Genomic DNA, 19,294 nt, shown 5'->3' with positions numbered 1-19,294 from the left:
ATTCCCGGCTCTGCTTATCTTTATGATGTCAGCACTGGCAACCTGCTGCGATCATTCATCAACCCCACTCCCTCTGCCCGCGACGGGTTTGGTACTTCCGTGGCGCTCAGCGGCAACACCGCTCTAATCGGTTCCGATGGATACAATAGCGATGCCGGTGCTGCCTATCTTTATGATGTCAGCAATGGCAACCTGTTGCAGTCCTTCATCAACCCCACTCCCGTGAGCGGAGACTTTTTCGGCCATTACGTTGCGCTCAGCGGCAACACCGCTCTGATCAGTGCTGTCGGTGACAACAGCAGTGCCGGCGCTGTCTATCTTTATGATGTCGCCACCGGCAACCTGCTGCAGTCCTTTTTCAGCCCCACTCCCGCTGCAGGCGATTTATTCGGCTTTTCCGTAGCTCTCAACGGCAGTACTGCACTGATCGGTGCTCTCGGTGACAACAGCAATCCCGGATCTGCCTATCTCTTTGACGTCGCCACCGGCAACCTGCTCCAGTCATTCATCAACCCCACTGGCATTGCCGGCGACTTTTTCGGCTTTTCCGTAACGCTCAGCGACAGCAGCGTTCTGATCGGTGCTGACGGTGACAGCAGAAATGCCGGCGCTGCCTATGTCTATGCCAGCACCAACTCTCAGTCGGTACCAGGTCCCTTGACCTTACTCGGGCTAGGCGCCGCCTTCTCCTGGAGCCGCCGCCTTCGCAACAAGTACCGCAACGCAGCTCAAGCCGGTGCTCGGCATCACTGATTCAGTATTGCTGGCCCATTTAGCAGATAATCCCTATAGAGCTGAAGGGGCGCCAACTCTTTAACGAGACGATTGATCAAATCACTTAGGCCTAACTTGAATCAGTTGGCTTTTCCTGGAAATGCCCCTGCTGTTTGATGTGATCGTGGACTTGCCTGAGGGCATTGCGGTGGTGCCGGTGTTTGCTGCTGACAAGGCCCAGGCCCTGGAAGCCGGCAAAGAGCTGTTCCCTGGCCAACGGGTAACGGTGGTGCTGAAGGAGGGCGAGCCTGGTACCTAGTGCCCACAGCAGCAGGGCCGCCAGGTGGACGACGACAGGCCAGCGGCGCCGGGTTAGGCGGCTATGCAGAAACTGCATAGTTCTTGTCGGCCAACCTAGTGCTACCGTTAGCCACTGCTTAGAGAGCGATGGCTGTATTAACCACCAAAAGTCAGCCTCTTGTTTTGGTAGTGGGTTCTATAGAAAAATCCAAGAAAAGAGTCTTAAGAGCCTGTTCAACTTCCTTTGGCGCCGATTAACGATTGCTGCGCTATTTTTTGCTGGGGCAGCTAGTCCGCTGCTGGTGCCGTCCGCGGCTCATGCACTTATCATTTCTCTATATGGTCAGGACTGGGAGATAAAAACCACAACAGGCCCGTTGAGCGGATGGGGAGAATCGGGTTTGTCTAATGTGGGAGGGGTAGATCTGACCAATACACCTTGGTACAATGGACCCAATCTAGGGCCGCCTATTTATGCTTCAAGTGGCGGTTTTAAGGAGTGGAGCGGTGGCAATTTAGCCAGGGAGTTTGCATTCGCAGTTGGCTTCTCTTTGGGACGGTTTGCGGTGGGTGTTCCAAATCAGCCAGGGGCGGCACCGGGTCAATTGACTTACTTCGAGAGGAGTCTTAGTGGTCCAATGTTTGCCTGGACTGACTTAAACACAACAAGAGATAATATGGTTTACTTTACTAACGACGGTACAACGCCGGGCTGCTGCGGTGCTACTCCCGATTATGTATATTCTTACGCCTACGCATCTGCTGTCACACCACCCACCACACCACCTGTCACACCACCCACCACACCACCTGTCACACCACCCACCACACCACCAGTTGCCACAGATGGCAGTGGTGGCACAGCATCCGTCCCAGGCCCTCTGCCGATCCTTGGCCTAGCTGCTGCCTTCGGCTTCAGCCGCAAGCTAAGGAAGCGCATCAAGCTCCACAGAGGCACCAGCGCTGTCTCTACCCTACCCGGCGCCTGATTCAATACCCGGCACCTCGCCGTAACAAGCGTTGCGCCGGTCAGCCCAGCCGCAAGCTTCTCGCATCCGCCGGATTGGTGGCTCAATAGGGCCTGGCCGTGAGTCGGCTGTCTGGCCGTGGTGGTCTAGCTGGTGGCGGGAAGCCGGGCTCTCTTGGTGGGGGTGCGTAGGGCGGTTTTGCCACGTGGCTAGTCATTTGGTTCCCTCCTGGAGGAGTTGAGCGACAGATGCGCAACCCGCTGCTGAGTCGTCGCAAAACAACCATTAACGCCTTGGCTTGTTGGGCAGCCCGCCATTGCAGAAGTTGGTAGCAATTGCCGTGAGGTCACCGCCCTGGATATTTGGACTGCTTCGCTCCAGCCACGCCAGCTGAGCGTCGAGGCACTTGGGACACCTTTAGAACTGGCGGGCAATGGAACTCTGGGACCAAGCAATGGACAAGGAGCAGGCTGTGGCAACCAAGGCAAGGAGCAGGAACAGGTGAGCATTGATCACTTTCCTGGCGCTGAGGGTCCGGCCCTCTTGCTCAGGGGCATGAGAGGCGCTTTCGACCAGCTTTCAATTGTGAATCCCCTTGCGTTTGGGGGCTGGTTGGCGGATTGACCTCGCAGCAACATTGGTTTGTAAAGATTTCCCTGCTCTCCAGGCGTCGTTACTTGGCGTCTTTTCGGCCATCAGCATTTTGTTCCGCGGTACGCATGCACGATCTGCCGCTCGGGCTCTGGCTCCCTTGTGGTCCGCATTGGATATTTTGATCGCTAGCTAGGCAAATCGTTAGGCAACTCTCCCTAAGGAAGCTTGCAACAACTGACATCACAGCGGACTTAAAATCCGCAGACGGCAACGTTGTGGGGGTTCAAGTCCCCCTGCCCCCACTGGTTTTTGCTGGTCAGCCCAGCTCGCCAAAGCTCCTAGGAGCTACTATCTACATATCCGGCAGAAGCCGGCGGGTCCCCAAGCCCGCGCACGCCGGATCCAGCACCCGCACCCCTCGCTTCCAGGGGGGCCTCCAAGCCTGATTCCCAGGATGGTTTTTTTGGGTTATTGCCTCTTGCTATAGCGAAGGGCAAAATTCTCATTAGCAACCGCCCTCCCTCGGAGGGTCTGCCAGATGGCGGAATCACAATGTTTCGGTGCGCAGTCCATATCCGTTGAACCTTCCATGTTCCCCCCTTCTTCATCCGCAATTTCTTTTTCATTGACCGTGGCTCGCCCTACCTCCCATCCCGGCCGAGCCAGCTATCCCAGCTGCTCCCTCAGCCAGCGCCCCCAGGGCAAGCCCCCGGCCCAGCTGCTCACCTGGGAGGAGTTGCTGGGCCAGCGCTGAGGCTAGGGGGCCTGCAGTCGCTCCCGCTGGAGGTAGACCCGAATCAATTTCTCGTCCATCAGTCCTTGGCGGGCCAGGGGCGCTTCGTTGCAGCGCTCAAACAGCTCCAGCAGGGTGCTGGTCTGGAAGCAGAAGCCCTCGGCAGCTGCAATCGCCACCACATCGGGGGCTGTGATCACCTCATTTAGCTGGTCTCGGAGGGCTTGGTCCTGTTGAATCCGGCCCAGGAATGTAAACAGGACATCTAGTTCGCTGGCATTAGGGTCCAATTCCATCCAGGGTGCCTCGGGCTGGGCAGGGTTATGGCATCAGGCTAGGGCTCAGGCCCCCGGAAAAATCCAGCTTCAAGTAACCCTTCAGAATCAATCCCCTCCGCAGCCCGATCGGCGTCAACTGATGAATTACCTGCCCAGTGCCCTGGAAATCCTTCTGGGCATCGTGCTCCTGTTTGGAGGCGGTGAGCTTTTTGTGGCAGGGTCCTCGGCCTTGGCCCTGTTGCTGGGGATCCCCCAGATCGTGATCGGCCTCACGGTGGTTTCCCTGGGCACCAGTACGCCGGAGTTGTTCGTGAGCCTGATCTCCACCTTCCAAGGTGGAGATGCCATCGCCGTCAGCAACGTGGTGGGCAGCAACATCTTCAATGCACTGGTAGTGCTGGGCCTCAGCGCTTTGGTGGTGCCGCTGCGGGTCAAAAGTCGTCTAGTGAAGAGGGACGTGCCCCTGTTGCTGGGCGTTTCGATGGCGGTGTGGGGCATGGCCTCCGGTGGCCGCCTCACCTGGCAGGCAGGCCTGGCCCTGCTGGTGGGCACCGCGATCAACCTGATCTGGGAGATGCGCACCGCCTCCGAATATTCAGATGAAGAGGGCGATTTCGATGAGGGCGACCGGGCCACCCCTGCCGTGGCTGCCGCCAAGCTGGCTGGCGGACTGGTGCTATTGGTGCTGGGATCCGACGTGCTGGTCAAGGGCGCCACTGCGGCGGCCATCGGCCTGGGCGTCACCGAGACCGTGATCGGCCTGACAATCGTTTCAGCCGGCACCTCCATGCCGGAGCTGGTGACCTCGCTGGTGGCGGCGTACCGCGGCAAGGCTGATTTGGCCATCGGCAACGTGGTGGGCAGCAACCTGCTCAACCAGCTGGTGATCCTGGGGGTTTGCGGCGTCTTCTCCGGCGAGGGGCTGCTGGTGGATCCGGCGGTGATCAGCCGGGATCTGCCGGTGATGGTGCTCACCACCCTGGCCCTGCTGCCCATCCTCTGGACCCGGGGGGTGGTGACCCGACTGGAGGGGGGCATCCTGGTGGGCCTCTACGGGCTCTATCTGGCTGAGCAGGTGCTCACCGAGACCTTGACCACGGCCCAGGATGAATTCCGGTTTGTGGTTCTGGTGGTTGTGCTGCCCCTGGTGCTGGTGTTTTTTGTCTGGCAGATGCTGCGCTGGCGGATGCAGCGCCCCGCCTGAACAAACCTTGGGTCCCCACTGCTGGCAAACTCCCCAAAACAACAGCCATCTGATGTTCCCCAGATTTACATTCGCCATCCCCCTGCTCGCCGCCCTGGCCTTGGTGGGCTGCGCCGGCGATGGCGGCGGCATCCAGAGCCAGAAGATGGCGGCGATCAAGGGCAGGGGCACCCTCAACTGCGGCGTGGATGGCAAGCTGCCGGGCTTCAGTTTTGTGGGGGCTGACGGTAGTTACAGCGGCCTGGACGTCGACATCTGCAAGGCCACGGCTGCTGCGGTGCTGGGTGATCCCGCCAAGGTGACCTACCGCGACCTCAGCTCCTCCGAGCGCTTTGCAGCCCTGGGCAGCGGCGAAGTGGATCTGCTCTCCCGCAACACCACCATGACCCTCAGCCGCGATGCGCCTGGCGGCAACGCCCTTGCCTTTGCCCCCACCACCTTCTTTGACGGTCAGGCCGTGCTGGTGCCCGCCAGCAGCGGTATCAAATCCCTCAAGGACGTTGCCGGTAAGCCGATCTGTGTGGAGACAGGAACCTCCACAGAGCTCAACTTGGCCGACCGGATGCGGGAGCTCAATGCCACCTACACGCCGCTGAAGTTCCAGTCTGGGGATCAGACCTTTGCGGCCTATCTGCAGGGTCGTTGCGTGGCTGTCACCTCTGATCGCTCCCAGTTGGCGGCCAAGCGAACCGGCTTCCCCAACCCCGCCGAGCACCTCCTGCTCCCCGATATGTTGAGCAAGGAGCCCCTCAACCCCGCCACCATCAATGCCGATCCGGCCTGGGCCGATGCCGTGCGCTGGGTGGTCTACAGCCTTATCCAGGCCGAGGAAATGGGCATCACCGCCGCCAACATCGACGCCAAGCTGGCAGAGGCCAAAGCCAACAAAAACCTTGCCCAGCTACGCCGTTTCCTCGGTGTCGAGGGCGACCTTGGCAAGCAGCTCGGCCTGCCCGCCGATTTCGTTGTCAAAACTGTGAAGGCCGTGGGGAACTATGGCGAGGTGTTTGAGCGCAATGTGGGGCAGGGCTCGCCCCTCAAGCTCGAGCGAGGTGTCAACCAGCAATGGCTCAAAGGTGGCCTGATGTATTCGCCCCCATTCCTGTGAGGGCGTTGAGCTCCGGTTCGCTGCCATGACCAGCCCATCTGCAGCCCCCCCCTGGTGGCGCAATCGCCGCTACCTGCCCTGGCTGGTCCAGGGGGTGGTGGCCCTGGCGGTGGGAGTGGTGGTGGCCTTCCTGCTCACCAACCTGCTGCTCAATCTCACCGCCCGGGGCCTGCTGCTCAGCTGGAGCTGGTTGGGCCAACCGGCGGGATTCGATCTGGCCGAAACAATTCTGCCCTTTGATGCCAGCCTTCCCTACTGGCGGGCCTTGTTGGCGGGGCTCGTCAACACCCTGCGGGTGGTGATTGCAGGCTTGGTGGGGGCCACGGTGCTGGGCACCCTGATCGGCACCGCTTCCTTCAGCAGCAATGGGCTGCTGCGGGGCCTGGCCCGGGTGTACGTGGAGGTTATTCGCAATATCCCCCTGCTGCTGCAGCTGATCTTCTGGTATTTCGTGGTGTTCCTGGCCCTGCCGAATGGCACCGATGCGATCCAGCTGCCGGGGCTGGTGCTGGCCAAGTCTGGGCTGTTTCTGGGGGATCCCCAACTGGTGAATGGGGTTTGGCAGGCCCCCCTGCGCTTCACCGTGGAATTTGGGGCCCTGCTCACGGGGCTAGTGGTTTACACCGCCGCCTTCATCGCTGAGGTGGTGCGGGGCGGCATTGCTTCGGTGCCCAAGGGGCAGTGGGAGGCGGCCAGCTCCTTGGGGTTCGCCCCCCTGCTGACCCTGAGGCGCATCGTTTTGCCCCAGGCCCTGCGGGTGATCGTGCCCGGTCTCAACAGCCAGTACATCTCCCTGGCCAAGAACTCCTCGCTGGCCGTGGCCTGTGGCTTCACCGACCTCTATTCCGTCTCCGAAACCACCCTCAACCAGACCGGCCGGGCCGTGGAGGTGATGCTCATCCTGCTGGGCTCCTATCTGGTGATCGACCTGGTGATCTCAGCCCTGATGAACGGCCTCAACGGCCTCGTGCAACTCAAGGAGCGCTGAAGATGGCCCCCGCACCTCCTGCGACGCTTCGCCCAGGGCCCTGGCAGTGGCTGCGCCGCGAACTGTTTGGCAGTCGCCTCGATGGCCTCATCTCCATTGCCCTGCTCGGCTTCCTGGTGGCCGCGGCCCTGGGCCTGGCCAAGTGGGCCATTTTCCAGGCCCAGTGGACGGTGATCAGCGCCAACAGCACCCTGTTTGCGGTGGGGCGCTACCCGCTGGAGCAGCAGTGGCGCCTCTGGCTGCTCACCACCCTGCTTGCCCTTGCCACCGGGCTCAGCTGGGGCCTGCTGCGGGCATTGCCCCGCTCCGGAAGCTCCGGACCTCCCCCCATCCTGTGGCCCCGCAACGACCGCTGGGCCGCGGCGATTCTGGTGTTGCTCGCCCTCTGGCGCCCCCTGGCTCTCCAGTTAACCCTGGCCATCCAGCTGCGCTGGTGGGCCATCACCGCCCTGCTGCTGTTGGCCCGCTGGGCCGCGGGCCGCTGGGGCCAGGCCCTTCCCCCCCCGGTTCGGCGGCTGATTCCGCTGATCTGGCCCCTGCTCTACCTGGTGGGGATGGTGCTGATCAGCGGCGGCCTCGGGCTCGTGCAGGTGGCGCCCTCGGACTGGGGCGGGCTGCTGCTCACCCTGCTGATGGCCACCTTCGCGATCCTGCTGTGTTTCCCCCTGGGGGTGCTGCTGGCCCTGGGGCGGCGCAGCACCCTGCCCCTACTGCGCTGGGGCTCGTTGCTCTACATCGAGTTCATCCGCGGTGCCCCGCTGATCACCCTGCTGTTTCTGGGCCAGAACATCCTGGGCTTTCTGCTGCCCGGCGGTCTGGCCCCGGATCGGGTCTGGCGGGCGGCCTGGGTGCTCACCTTTTTTGCTGCCGCCTATGTGGCCGAAGCGGTGCGCTCCGGCTTGGCCGCCGTACCGGCGGGCCAACTGGAGGCGGCCCGCTCCCTGGGACTGTCCATGCCGTTTGCCCTGATCCACGTGGTGCTGCCCCAGGCCATGAGGGTGGCCCTGCCCGCCACCGTGGGCCAGTTCATAACCCTGCTTCAGGACACGACCTTGCTCTCCCTGATCGGTCTGCTGGACTTGTTGGGCACCGCCCGTACGGTGATGGCCAATCCGGCCTTCCTGGGCCGCAATGCGGAGGTCTATCTCGTGCTGGCAGTGCTGTTCTGGTGCTGCTGTGCCGCCCTGGGCCTGGGCAGCCGGGCCCTTGAAACCCGTCTCAATCCAAACCTCGCTCCTTCCCGATGACCACCCCTGCAGCCGTGATGATCGAGGCCCGCGGGGTCGAGAAGTGGTATCCCAATGGCTTCCATGCCCTGCGGGGGGTGGACCTCACCGTGCACCAGGGCGAGGTGGTGGTGATCATGGGACCCTCGGGTTCAGGCAAGAGCACCTTCCTGCGCACCTTCAACGCCCTGGAGGATTTCCAGCAGGGCTCGATCGAGGTGGATGGCATCCCCCTCAGTGATGACCTGCGCCAAATCGACGCCGTGCGCCGCGAGGTGGGGATGGTGTTCCAGCAGTTCAACCTCTTCCCCCACCTCAGCGTGCTTGAAAACCTCACCCTGGCGCCGGTGCTGGTGCGCAAGCTCCCCAAGCAGGTGGTGCAGCGCCGCGCCCTCGAGCTGCTGGATCGGGTGGGCATCGCCGAGCAGGCCCACAAATATCCGGGCCAGCTCTCCGGCGGCCAGCAGCAGCGGGTGGCGATCGCCCGTTCGCTCTGCATGGAGCCGCGGGTCATGCTCTTCGATGAGCCCACCAGCGCCCTCGACCCCGAGATGGTGCAGGAGGTGCTGGAGGTGATGCAGGGCCTGGCCCAGGACGGCATGACCATGGTGGTGGTGACCCACGAGGTGCGCTTTGCCCGTCAGGTGGCCCACCGGGTGGTGCTGATGGATGGGGGGATGGTGGTGGAGATCGCTCCGCCGGAGCAGTTTTTCAGCAACCCCCAACACGAGCGCAGCAAGCAGTTCCTCAGGCAGATCGGCTAGTCCCGCTAGAAGGTCAGACGGATCAGAGGCCGAACCAGCGGCAGATCAGCCAGGGCACCGTTACGGTCATGGCGATGGTGAGAGGGAAGCCATAGCGGGCGATGTCGAGGAAGCGGTAGCGGCCTGGGCCGAACACCATCAGGTTGGTCTGGTAGCCGACCGGGCTCAGAAAGCTCTGGCTGGCCCCAAATAGCACGGCGTATATGAATGCCATGGGCGGCTGGTCAAGCCCCTGGGCCAGCTGACCGGCGATCGGAATCAGCATGGCCACGGTGGCGGCGTTACTCATCACCTCGGTGAGCAGGGTGGTGAACAGGAAAACCACCAGAAGCGCCGCATACACCGGCCAGTCGTGCAGCCCTGCCAGTAATCCCTTGGCCAGGGCGGCGGCCAGACCTGTTTTTTCGAGGGCCACGCTGAAGCTCCCCAGGGAACCGAGCAACAGGATCACGTCGAGGCGGATGGCCCGCTGCAGGTCTCCTGGGCGCAGGCATCCTGTGGCGACCATCGCCACAGTGCCGAGCAACACTGCCGCCACCAGGGGAATGATCTCGAGGCTCGGCAGCAGGAGCACCAGTGCGGCGATCAACAGGGCAACCCACTTGCGGCTCACCGTGGGCAGATCCTTTTCCAGTTGCTCCAGCACCACCAGATCGTTGTTGGCCTGCAGGCCGCGGATGGCGTCCTTAGGGCCCTGCAGCAGCAGCACATCCCCCTCCCGCAGCGCTGCCCGTCCCAGGCGCTCCCGCAGCACTGCGTTGCCGCGTCGCAGGGCCAGCACCGTGACGTTGTAGCGCTGGCGGAAACGCAGATCCCGCAGGCAATCCCCGGCCAGGGTGGAGCCGGAGGGCAGTAAAACCTCCACCAGGCGTTGGTTGTTTTGCTGATCGGGAAGGATCTGCTCCTCCGGCATCGGAGCGAGAATCACAGTGTGTTCCTGCTGGAGGCGCAGCAGGTCTTCACGGCTGCAGCGCAGCAGCAGTCGATCGCCCAGCATCAGAGTGCGGTCAGCCAGGGGCGGCAGAAAGCGCTCGCTGGCACGATGCAGCTCCAGCACGTCGACATCGAAGCGCCGCTGGAGGCGGCTGCCATGCAACGACTGGCCGATCAGTTCAGAGCCCGCCGGGATCTTCACCTCGGTGAGATAGCCGCTGCTGGAGAGATCGGCGAGCAGATCGTCATCATTGCGGCCGCGATCCGGCAGGAAGCGATCAGCCAGCAGCACCATCACCAAGCTCCCCACCAGCCATACCCCTATTCCGATCGGGGTGAAGTCAAACAACCCAAAAGCGCCATAGCCAAGCTTGCTGCTCACCTCACTGGCCAGCAGGTTCACCGAACTGCCCAGCAGGGTCATCGTGCCGCCCAGCACAGTGGCAAACGAGAGCGGCAGCAGCACCTTGGACGGAGAGATGCCGCGGCGCTGGCACCAGCCCTCCACCACCGGCAACAGGCTCGCCACTATCGGCGTATTGGGGACGAACGCCGACACCGGAGCGACCGCTGCCACCATCACCGCAATCATGCGCTTGGGGCTGCGCACCGCGTCGGAGCCGATCAGGGCGCGCAGACGATCCAGACCGCCGCTGCGAAGCAGGCCGGCGGAGAGCGCAAAAAGACCCATCAGGGTGATTAGGGCAGGGCTGCCGAAACCCTCCACCGCCTCGCTGGGTTTGAGCACGCCGCCCACGATCAGCAGGGCTGCCGCCAGCAGTCCTGTGATCTCCGGAGCCAGCCAGCCTGTCACGAACAGCACGATTGACCCGGCTAGCACCAGCAGGGTGGTCAGGGCACCGGGTTGGAGCAGGGCGGCAAGAAAGTCAGCCATGGAAAATCAAGCCGATTTTAACTCTACATCAGTAAACCTATTAACATTTAGGCCTACCAGGGTTCGGTTCTTTCTTTCGCGCTGATGTCTCGCTCGCGCAGGGGTTTTGCGGCTTGGCGTTGGCTGGCTATGAGGGAGCTGTTCCTACAGTGGGTGGATAAACTGTTGGGGGATCTATGTCGCATCGGTTCAGTTTCTCTGGTCTGCCGCTGGCTGTTAGGTTGGGTTTGTGTTTGGGTCTTGTTAGCGCCTGCCAGGCGCCCGATGTGAGGGCTCTCCACAAGATGGCTTGCCAACAGGCCGCCGTCTCGCTTGATCTCCAATCGATCGGCCAGATGGATGCCCTGCGCAAGGCCCTTGGCGTGGCACCGAATGTTGACCCAATTGCTACCTGCAAGGAGTTGGGGGTAGATATGTCCGCCCAACAGAAGTCATCCCAGCCTGGTGAGTTGGACTCAAACTGAACCAAGGAGCTGGGATGGGCTTGCATAGGCACGGTGGGCACATAAAATGTTTATCTTGAGGCAGAAAAGATTGCGCGCCAATGGTATTGACTGGCCAGCGACGATGCGCCCTCGGTAAAACTTTTTGCTCCTAGCCTATGGATACCCTATTGCAGCAGATTCACTCCCTGTTGCTCACGCTGGCGGGCAAGGCATTGGGCAACGGATACGCCATGGTGGCGGCGCGGCTCCAACCCTTCACGGAGTTGTTGATGCAATTGGCGGGGATTGGCTTGCTGGCCGGCCTTTGCTGGTTTGGCTTCCGGCACTGGAGCAGACACCACAGCTCCTGAGCCGAAAATATGCTCATGCCATGGTTTCTCGAATCCTTCGACTCGCCCCACTGATAGCTGATCAGCTAACTGATTAGCTATCTGTTCAGCTCTCTGTAACTAGTTCCCCGGCAGGTCTGCCAGGGCCTCGCTGGCGCCCATCACCACCAGCAGTTCGCCCGCCTCGAGCACATGGGAGGCAGGGGGATTCACGGTGAGGTGGTTGTCGGGACCGGCGGCCAGCACGCTCACGTTGTAGTTCTTGCGCAGGTTGATGTCGCGCAGGGATTGACCGATGAAGGCCGCCGGCACCCTGATCTCCTCAATGCTGTTGCGGTCATCGAGCCTCAGCCGCTCCAGCAAATTGGGTCGCACAAGTTCCATCCCCAACCGCTGACCCTCCATCTTTGAGGGGAACACCACCCGATCGGCCCCCACCCGCTGCAGCATCTTCATGTGCAGATCACTGGTGGCGCGGGCAATCACCTGCTTTACCTGAGTGCCGGCGCCGTCCTTGACGATCAGGGTGGCCGTGACGCTGACTTCGATCGGTTCGCTCATGGCCACCACCACGGTGTTCATGTCGAGCACGCCAGCGGCACGCAGGGCTTCCTCGTCGGTGCAATCCACCACTCGGGCCTCAATGGCCGGGTCGATTTGGCGCAGCTCATCGATGGCCCGCTGGCTGGCATCGATGGCCAGCACCTCTGCTCCGGCCTTGGCCAGTTCGCTGCAGACCGCCGAGCCGAAGCGTCCTACGCCGATCACGGCGAATCCGCCCCTCGAGGCCCCTTCGGAGGGGTTCCACTGCCACCAACTGGTCATCGGTTCATGCCTCAGATGTAGAGCTCTTCGCGGGGATAGCCCACGCGCGGTTGGGGCCGGCTGCCATAGATGGCGGAAAGCAGCAGCAGGATTCCCAGTCTGCCGACAAACATGCCCACCATCAGCACCAGCTGGCCCCAGCGGTTCAGCTGGGCTGTCACCCCCAGATCCAGGCCCACGGTGCCGAAGGCCGACATGCAGGTGAACAGCTTCTCCAGGAAGTTGAAGCTGGTGCGGGTCGGTTCTCCCATGCTGGTTGGACCGAGCCCCAGCAGCAGGGCCATCAGGATCACGAAGATCGCCGAGGCCACGGTTACCCCCACGGCGCGCAGCACCACGGTGTCGGGAATCTGGCGCCTGTGGATCACTACCTCCTCTCGCCCCTGCAGGGTGGAGCGGGTGGCCCCCATCAGGGTGGCGAAGGTGGTGGTCTTGATGCCACCGCCGGTGCCGCCCGGGCTGGCGCCGATGAACATCAGCACGATCAAGAGCAGCAGGCCGGCATCGGAGAAGGTCTGCACCGAAAGGGGCACGGTGTTGAAGCCGGCGGTGCGGGCGGTGATCGACTGGAACAGGGTCACCTGGATGCGCTGCCACCAGTGAAGGTTTTCGATCACCCCGCCGGCGGCGAAGTGTTCCGTGAACAGCAGCCCTATGGCGCCGAAGCCGATTAGCAGCACGGTGCTGCGCAGCACTAGCCGGGTGTGGAGGCTGAGCCTGCGCAGCTTCTGCAGTTGATTTCGGTTGCTCCACAGGTCGTTGATTACCCGCCAGCCGATCCCGCCCACCACGATCAGCGCGGCAATGACGCCGTTCACCACAGGATTGTCGCGGTAGCCCACCAGGTTGTCGCTCCAGAGGCCGAAGCCGGCGTTGTTGTAAGCGCTGATGCAGTGGAACAGGGCCGCCCAGAACCTTTGCAGGGGATTGCTGATGTCGGCGAAACCAAAGACGTACAGCACCACCGTGCCGAGGCCCATCACACAAAAGCCCGTAATCAGGATGCTGTTGAAGGTGGGGCCAATGCCGCCAACGCCGAATTCGTCCAGGGCGCGGCCCTTGTCCAGCCGGTGGCGCAGGCCCGAGTGGCCCTGCACGAAACCCTGCAAAAAGGTGGTGATCGCCATCAGCCCCAGGCCGCCGGTGATTATTAGGGCGGCAAGGGTGACCTGGCCGAAGGCGGTCAGGTCGCGGCTCACGTCAATGATCGATAAGCCGGTCACCGTGATGGCGGAGGTTACGGTGAACAGGGCCTGCCAAAGCCCCACGTCATCGCTGGAGCAGAGCGGGCTGGCGAGCACCACGGTGCCGATCACGATCACTAGGGCGCCGGTGAGGACCGTGAACTGGGGCACGGTGAGTTGCTGCCGCCATCTCAGCAGGTTGTTCCAGGGGGAGAGGGCCGGCTGGGGGGGCACGGAACTACTCGGGATTGGAACCTTCTCTGGGGCGAGCAGCCGCATGGGATCAGTTAGCCACGTTTAGCCTAATCACCCTGGAAGCCAGGTTTTTCCCTTGAGCCAGCCTTGAGCCAGCCCTTTGTTGAAGGCCTCCCCAACATGATTGGCGCCGCAGTGGAGGCCAATCCATGGCTGGGCTACGGCGCCATTGCCCTGGTGATGCTGCTGGAAAACCTCATTCCGCCGATTCCCTCGGAGGTGGTGATGCCCTACGGGGGCTATCTGGTGCACCAGGGGCGCCTCGAGCTGGTGCCCACCGTGCTGGCCGGGTTGCTGGGCACGGTGCTGGGGGCTTGGTTTTGGTATGGCATCGGGCGGCTGATCAACGAGGGGCGGATCACCCAGTGGCTGGAGCGCCGGGGTAAGTGGCTGGGACTCAATGCCGATGACCTGGCCCGCAGCCGCCGCTGGTTCAACCGCCATGGCTGGGCGCTGGTGTTCTGGGGCCGGCTGGTTCCCGGCGTGCGCACCCTGATTTCAGTGCCTGCGGGGATTGAATTGATGCCCCAAGGACCCTTTCTGCTCTGGACCACCGCCGGCAGCCTGATCTGGACCCTGTTACTCACCCTGGTGGGGCAGGCCCTGGGCAAGGGCTATGACCAGGTGGGCGGCTGGCTGGCCCCCTGGGGCCGGGTGATCGGCTCGGGTCTGCTGGTTGCCCTGGCGGCCGGAGTGCTGGTGTTGCTGGTCAGGGGCGTGCAGCTGCGGCGCGGGAACCAGTGATGCCAGTTTTCTCCAGGGGCTTGGCCCCAGTCCTGCTGCTGGGCTTGCTGACGGCCCTGTTGGCATCCTGCGCCAAGGACAAGGCCGACGACTCCGGTGCTGTTGTCAGTGCTCGCATGGCCCAGATCCGCTCCCGCGGCCGGCTCATCTGCGGCATCAATGGCCAGCTGCCCGGCTTCAGTGCGCTGCAGGCCAACGGGGTTTACACCGGCCTTGATGTTGACATCTGCAAAGCCGTAGCGGCGTCTGTGCTGGGGGATGGGGCAAAACTGGAGTTGCGCCCGCTGAGTAGCAACGAACGCTTTGCGGCCCTCGCCAGCGGCGAGGTGGATCTGTTGTCGCGCAACACCACCGTGGCGCTTACCCGGGACGCTCCCGGAGGTAACGCGCTCAGCTTTGCTCCGATCGTCTATTACGACGCCGGTGGGGTGATGGTTCCAGCCAGTGGAGGGGTGCGATCTCTGCCAGATCTGGCGGGCCGGCCGATCTGCGTTGTGGGGGGATCCACCAACGAGTCGGTGATGAGCGATCGCATGCGGCAACTGGGGCTCGCCTTTCAACCGCTGCGCTTTCAGGATGCGGATCAGGCCTTCTACGCCTATCAGAGAGGCCGCTGCAGCGCAATTACGAGCGACCGCACCGGCCTGGCGGCCCGCCGCAGCCTGTTTGCCGATCCCAGGGCCCATGGGCTGCTGCCGGAGCTGCTGAGCAAGGAACCGTTGGCTCCGGTCACTGCTCAGGTTGACCCTGCCTGGAGTGACGCCGTGCGCTGGATCGTCTTTGCCCTGATTCGTTCCGAGGAGCTGGGCCTCAGCCAGGCCAATGTGCCCATTCGCATTCGGGAGAGCCGCGCCCGGACTGGATCTGCTGAGCTGCGCCGCCTGCTGGGTGTGGAGGGGGAACTGGGGCGCCAGCTGGGCCTGCCGGCCGATTTCGCCGCCCGGGCGGTGGCGGCCGTGGGCAATTACGGCGAACTGCTGGAGCGCAACGTAGGCCCCCGTTCAAGCCTGGGGCTTGAGCGGGGGCTGAATCGGCTCTCGGTTCAGGGGGGATTGATCCAGTCGCCGCCCTTTCGCTGAGAGGTTGGTTTGCCAAGCCAAATCAGTTCTGATTGGGGGTTGCAGCTCAGGGGTTGGAGCTCAGGGGCCCAGCACCGCCTCCTGCAGCTCAACGTCCACCGCCAGGCCCGGATCCTCCGCATGGCGTGCCACCACCAGCCTGTGAACGCCAGCTTCGAGCACGAAGGCATCGCGCTCCGGATCGAAACAGGCAAGCTGGCGCATTGGAATGGTCAATGTCAGCCGCCGCTGCCCTTGGGCAGGGAGCCTGAGTCGCTTAAAGGCTGCCAAGGTGCGCCGTGGCCGCTCCAGCAACTCACCCGGCGGCTCCAGATACACCTGCACCACTTCGGCTGCTTCCATCGAGCCGCCGTTGCCAACGCACAAGGTCAGCTCCACCGAGCCCTCTGCTGCCATCGAGTCAGGCTTGATAGTGGCTGCGATCTCCGTCAAGGAGAAGCTGCAGTAGGAGAGCCCGAACCCGAACGGATAGGCCGCCGCCTCCCTTCCCTCTCCTAGGTGCCGCTGCAACCGCCGGTAGCCATGCCAGAGGTCGTAGCGGGCCTGGGTGGCACGGGGCTCAAATGGGGGCAGCTGGTTCTCATGGATTGGGATGGTGAAGGGCAGCCGCCCTGAGGGCGACACAGACCCCAGCAGCACCTCCGCCAGGGCATGGCCCCCCTGCTCGCCTGGGTACCAGAGCAGCAGCAGGCCCGGTATTAACCGATCCCAGTCGCTGCAGCGGATGGCACCGCCGCCCATCAGCACCACCACCGTGCGCGGGTTGGCTGCAGCCACGCTCCGGATCAATGCCACCTGGGCCGGCGGCAGGCCCAGATCGGTGCGATCTCCGGCGGCGAAGTCGCCTCCCTGGCGAGCTGAGGCATGGCTTGTGAGCCAGGCGATCAGTTTGGTGACCCGCCGCCATTGGGGCCTGGTGGCCGGCCAGAGCCGACTGCGCAGCAGCCAGTTTGGTGGGGGGATCTGCTCCAGGATCGGGGCGATATCGCCGGGGTGGATGTGTTCCCCCTCCTGGCGCCAATCAAGCCCCACCACCACCACGGTCCCATCGCAGGTAGCCGCCAGCCCAGCCGCCGCTTCGGGATTGGAACCATCGCTGTAGTGGATGGGCAGATTCGGCCTCGCCTGCCGCAGGCCCTGCAGTGGCGTGACCGCCGCTCCCGCCGGCGGACGGGTGTCCGAGGAGCCGCGGTCGCCGAGGTTCAGCCGATCCGCCAGCTCCCCGATCACCGCCAGGGAGCCCAGATTCAGCAGCGGCAATACCGGCTGGCCGTCGAGAAGCGGCTCGTTGCGCAGCAGCACGATTCCCTGGCGCGCCGCCTCGCGGGCCAGGGCCAGATGCTCCGGGCAGCGGCGCACCGATGGCGGTTCATCGCCGGAGGGGATGCGCAGCTGCAGCCGTAGTTGGCGCAGCACGGCGTCATCGATCCTCTCCATCGCCAATTGGCCCTCGGCCAGGGCATCCGGCAGGGAGCCCAGAAAGATCATCCCGAACGGCATCTCCAGGTCTAGGCCGGCCTGCAGGGCGGCGATTCCGTTGCGTACCCCGAAGATGAAGTCGCTCACCACCAGGCCCTGGAAGCCCCAGCGGCCCTTGAGAATCCGCGAGAGCAGCTCCCCGTTTTCGCCGCACCACTGGCCGTTTACCCGGTTGTAGGCGCTCATCACCGTGCCGGCGCCAGCCTCGATGCAGGCCCGGAACTGGGGCAGATATAGCTCCTGCAGAACCCGCGGGCTGGCCTGCACATCCACCAGGAAGCGGGAGCTGTCGATCGAATTGCAGGCGAAATGCTTGACGCAGGCGATTGCATGGCGCCCGATGCCCCGGGTCATCGCCGCCCCCAGCGCGCCTACGTGCAGGGGGTCCTCGCCATAGGTCTCCTGAGCCCTACCCCAGCCCGGATGGCGCAGCAGATTTACGCACACTGCCGCCAGCCAGTTGGCCCCGAAGCTGCGAGCCTCCCGTGCGATCGCAGCGCCGATGCGCTCCTCCAGCTCAGGATTCCAGCTGGCGCCTCGGGCCATGGGCACCGGAAAAGTGGTGGCGCCGCCCTCCAGCACCACGCCGCGCGGCCCATCCACGAAGTGGAGGCCGCCCAGGCCCAGCCGCGGCAGCTGACCCGCCGGCCAGGGATGGCGGTGGGAGGCATCCCGCAGGGCGATGTCGACCATGCCCGACCAAAACGGCGTGTCGCCATCCAGCAGGTTGAGCTTCTCGCTGGTGCTCAGCTGGGCCAGCAGCGCCTGGGCGCGGGCCTCTGGATCAGCGGCTGGCAGGCTTGGGCTCATCACGATCTGGTCACCCCATTGGCACGGGCTTGGCATTGGGTGGGGCCATTCATTCTTAGGCCCTCTCGTGAATCCTGGTTGATAGCTATATGAGTATTCCTAAGAGATTGGTATTCCTTGGTGATTGTTATCCCTAGGGTGTCCAGTTGGGCCCTGTTGCGCCTGTGCCAGCAGGTGCTATGAGTCGGCTCTGACCTTCTGGCCCGCAGCCGTCGCTGGTTTAACCGCCATGGGGCTGCAGTGGTTTTCGGGATCGAGATGAAGGGCCAGGGCTATGCGCAAGTGGAGAGATGGTTGGAACCCTGGGCCCAGGGAATCAAACTTCTCCTGCTGGTTGCTGTGGCAGCGGGGGCCGTGTTTGTGGTGCGTCAAGGTAGTGCGCCAGCTGCGTCGGGACCGCTGAACACCCTTCAGTGTCCTAGTGAGGGGCTTCCCGTTCAGGTTGATCCTGCATGGGAAACCTGTCTTGGGCTACAAGGTCGGACAGCACCGCGAGGCTTAGGCCTGCGCCACTGACCAGTACCACTAGCAACACGGTGATCAGACGGTGCCAGGGGGATACCGGTTTGCCCAGGGAGGGGTTTTGGGGATGGCCGCAATCGCTGCAGATGAGCATCGTTCTAGAAGGACCCGCCTTGGTGAGAAGGCGGCAGCCGCAGTGGGGGCAACCCATGGGAAAGCACGCTTTGGGCCAACGTTTTTTCACCTTATGGGTTTGAAAGCCTACGTTCTGCTCACGGCCAACATTCCGTAGGGGGTACCCATCCCTTCCTTTGGCCCCCTTCAGATGCAGAACTGGCAGCAACACCACGGTGGTGTCGTTAACGCTGCACTGGGTGGTGGTGCTCGAGACCCCCCTCAGCAGGGCTGGCCGGGTGCCCTCCCTGGAGGTCGCGCTGGCTTTGATCCTGCTGATGGGTGTGGCATTTGGCCTGCCGGGCAGCTTGCGCGGCGATGTGCTGTTTGCCGGTCTGATCGGCCTGGTGCTGCAGATCCTCACCACCTCCCTTGCGGAATTCTTCGCTGGCGGAGAAGCGAAGGTGGGTCGTATGGCTGCCCAGAGCGGCTTTGCCAGCCTGATCTACCTCGAGTTGCTGGACGCCTCCTTCAGCCTCGATGGAACGATCGGGGCCTTTGCGATCACCACCAATCTGGCCCTAATCCTCACGGGCCTGGGCCTGGGAGCTTTCTTCATCCGCTCCCTCACTGTGATGTTATGCCGAGAAAAGGTCCTCGATCAGTTGATCTATCTGGAACATGGTGCCCACTACGCCATCGGAGCACTGGGCCTGTTGATGCTGGTCGGAATTCACCTCCATCAGAATCACCTCGACGTACCGGAATGGTGTGCCGGGTTAATCGGCATCGGCCTGCTAGCCATTGCCTTCTGGGACTCCATGCGCCACAGGAAAATAACCTGAGGACGGTTGCTCAGGCG

Annotated in this window: 17 protein-coding genes; 12 read left to right on the top strand and 5 right to left on the bottom strand. The window is 63.1% G+C overall.

Annotation, left to right across the window (positions count from 1 at the left end; translation table 11 throughout):
- The 3 genes from KBZ15_RS04215 to KBZ15_RS04205 all read left to right on the top strand — a co-directional run.
- On the top strand, nucleotides 1-753 hold a 753-nt coding region (locus tag KBZ15_RS04215; RefSeq protein ID WP_255013647.1), incomplete at its 5' end, for an FG-GAP repeat protein.
- Between the two features lie 121 nt (nucleotides 754-874).
- Nucleotides 875-1,033: a hypothetical protein gene (locus KBZ15_RS04210; RefSeq protein WP_255013645.1), complete on the top strand. Its 159-nt coding sequence runs from the start codon at nucleotides 875-877 to the stop codon at nucleotides 1,031-1,033.
- Nucleotides 1,034-3,207: 2,174 nt separating this feature from the next.
- Entirely contained in the window at nucleotides 3,208-3,330 is a 123-nt protein-coding gene (locus KBZ15_RS04205; protein WP_255013643.1) for a hypothetical protein, read from the top strand.
- A 2-nt stretch (nucleotides 3,331-3,332) separates the two neighbouring features.
- On the opposite strand, the gene KBZ15_RS04200 is transcribed toward KBZ15_RS04205, so the two are convergent.
- On the bottom strand, nucleotides 3,333-3,605 hold the full coding sequence (locus KBZ15_RS04200) for a Nif11-like leader peptide family natural product precursor (protein ID WP_255013641.1): 273 nt from the start codon (nucleotides 3,603-3,605) through the stop codon (nucleotides 3,333-3,335).
- 121 nt (nucleotides 3,606-3,726) lie between these two features.
- Here KBZ15_RS04200 and KBZ15_RS04195 point away from each other — a divergent pair, with 121 nt between their 5' ends.
- The 5 genes from KBZ15_RS04195 to KBZ15_RS04175 are packed head-to-tail and all read left to right on the top strand — an operon-like array spanning nucleotide 3,727 to nucleotide 8,877.
- On the top strand, nucleotides 3,727-4,791 hold the full coding sequence (locus tag KBZ15_RS04195) for a calcium/sodium antiporter (RefSeq protein ID WP_255013639.1): 1,065 nt from the start codon (nucleotides 3,727-3,729) through the stop codon (nucleotides 4,789-4,791).
- Between the two features lie 52 nt (nucleotides 4,792-4,843).
- Entirely contained in the window at nucleotides 4,844-5,899 is a 1,056-nt protein-coding gene (locus KBZ15_RS04190) for an amino acid ABC transporter substrate-binding protein (protein ID WP_255013637.1), read from the top strand.
- A 25-nt stretch (nucleotides 5,900-5,924) separates the two neighbouring features.
- Entirely contained in the window at nucleotides 5,925-6,887 is a 963-nt protein-coding gene (locus tag KBZ15_RS04185) for an ABC transporter permease subunit (RefSeq protein WP_255013635.1), read from the top strand.
- A gap of 2 nt (nucleotides 6,888-6,889) precedes the next feature.
- Complete coding sequence (locus KBZ15_RS04180) at nucleotides 6,890-8,134, top strand: amino acid ABC transporter permease (protein WP_255013632.1); 1,245 nt, start codon at nucleotides 6,890-6,892, stop codon at nucleotides 8,132-8,134.
- Nucleotides 8,131-8,877, top strand: a complete 747-nt coding sequence (locus KBZ15_RS04175; protein ID WP_315859847.1) for an amino acid ABC transporter ATP-binding protein — start codon at nucleotides 8,131-8,133, stop codon at nucleotides 8,875-8,877. Before KBZ15_RS04180 ends, KBZ15_RS04175 begins: the two co-directional genes overlap by 4 nt.
- A gap of 22 nt (nucleotides 8,878-8,899) precedes the next feature.
- Here the strand turns inward: KBZ15_RS04175 and KBZ15_RS04170 are convergent, their stop codons facing one another.
- Complete coding sequence (locus tag KBZ15_RS04170) at nucleotides 8,900-10,705, bottom strand: SLC13 family permease (protein WP_255013631.1); 1,806 nt, start codon at nucleotides 10,703-10,705, stop codon at nucleotides 8,900-8,902.
- A 601-nt stretch (nucleotides 10,706-11,306) separates the two neighbouring features.
- Here KBZ15_RS04170 and KBZ15_RS04165 point away from each other — a divergent pair.
- Nucleotides 11,307-11,501, top strand: a complete 195-nt coding sequence (locus tag KBZ15_RS04165; protein ID WP_255013629.1) for a hypothetical protein — start codon at nucleotides 11,307-11,309, stop codon at nucleotides 11,499-11,501.
- A gap of 99 nt (nucleotides 11,502-11,600) precedes the next feature.
- On the opposite strand, the gene KBZ15_RS04160 is transcribed toward KBZ15_RS04165, so the two are convergent.
- Entirely contained in the window at nucleotides 11,601-12,305 is a 705-nt protein-coding gene (locus KBZ15_RS04160) for a TrkA family potassium uptake protein (protein WP_255013626.1), read from the bottom strand.
- 11 nt (nucleotides 12,306-12,316) lie between these two features.
- Nucleotides 12,317-13,660, bottom strand: coding sequence for a potassium transporter TrkG (locus tag KBZ15_RS04155; RefSeq protein ID WP_255013653.1), 1,344 nt, complete (start codon nucleotides 13,658-13,660; stop codon nucleotides 12,317-12,319).
- A gap of 204 nt (nucleotides 13,661-13,864) precedes the next feature.
- Here KBZ15_RS04155 and KBZ15_RS04150 point away from each other — a divergent pair, with 204 nt between their 5' ends.
- Complete coding sequence (locus KBZ15_RS04150) at nucleotides 13,865-14,488, top strand: DedA family protein (protein WP_255013650.1); 624 nt, start codon at nucleotides 13,865-13,867, stop codon at nucleotides 14,486-14,488.
- Between the two features lie 20 nt (nucleotides 14,489-14,508).
- Nucleotides 14,509-15,567, top strand: a complete 1,059-nt coding sequence (locus KBZ15_RS04145; RefSeq protein WP_255013624.1) for an amino acid ABC transporter substrate-binding protein — start codon at nucleotides 14,509-14,511, stop codon at nucleotides 15,565-15,567.
- Between the two features lie 60 nt (nucleotides 15,568-15,627).
- Here the strand turns inward: KBZ15_RS04145 and KBZ15_RS04140 are convergent, their stop codons facing one another.
- Nucleotides 15,628-17,856, bottom strand: a complete 2,229-nt coding sequence (locus KBZ15_RS04140) for a beta-glucosidase (RefSeq protein WP_255013622.1) — start codon at nucleotides 17,854-17,856, stop codon at nucleotides 15,628-15,630.
- Nucleotides 17,857-18,671: 815 nt separating this feature from the next.
- Here KBZ15_RS04140 and KBZ15_RS04135 point away from each other — a divergent pair.
- Nucleotides 18,672-19,277, top strand: a complete 606-nt coding sequence (locus KBZ15_RS04135; protein WP_255013620.1) for a DUF475 domain-containing protein — start codon at nucleotides 18,672-18,674, stop codon at nucleotides 19,275-19,277.
- The last annotated feature ends 17 nt before the right edge of the window (nucleotides 19,278-19,294 follow it).

Origin of the sequence: Cyanobium sp. BA20m-p-22 (genome assembly GCF_024346275.1) — a bacterium.
Lineage (GTDB): Bacteria > Cyanobacteriota > Cyanobacteriia > PCC-6307 > Cyanobiaceae > Cyanobium_A.
This window is presented reverse-complemented; position numbering and strand designations above follow the sequence as displayed.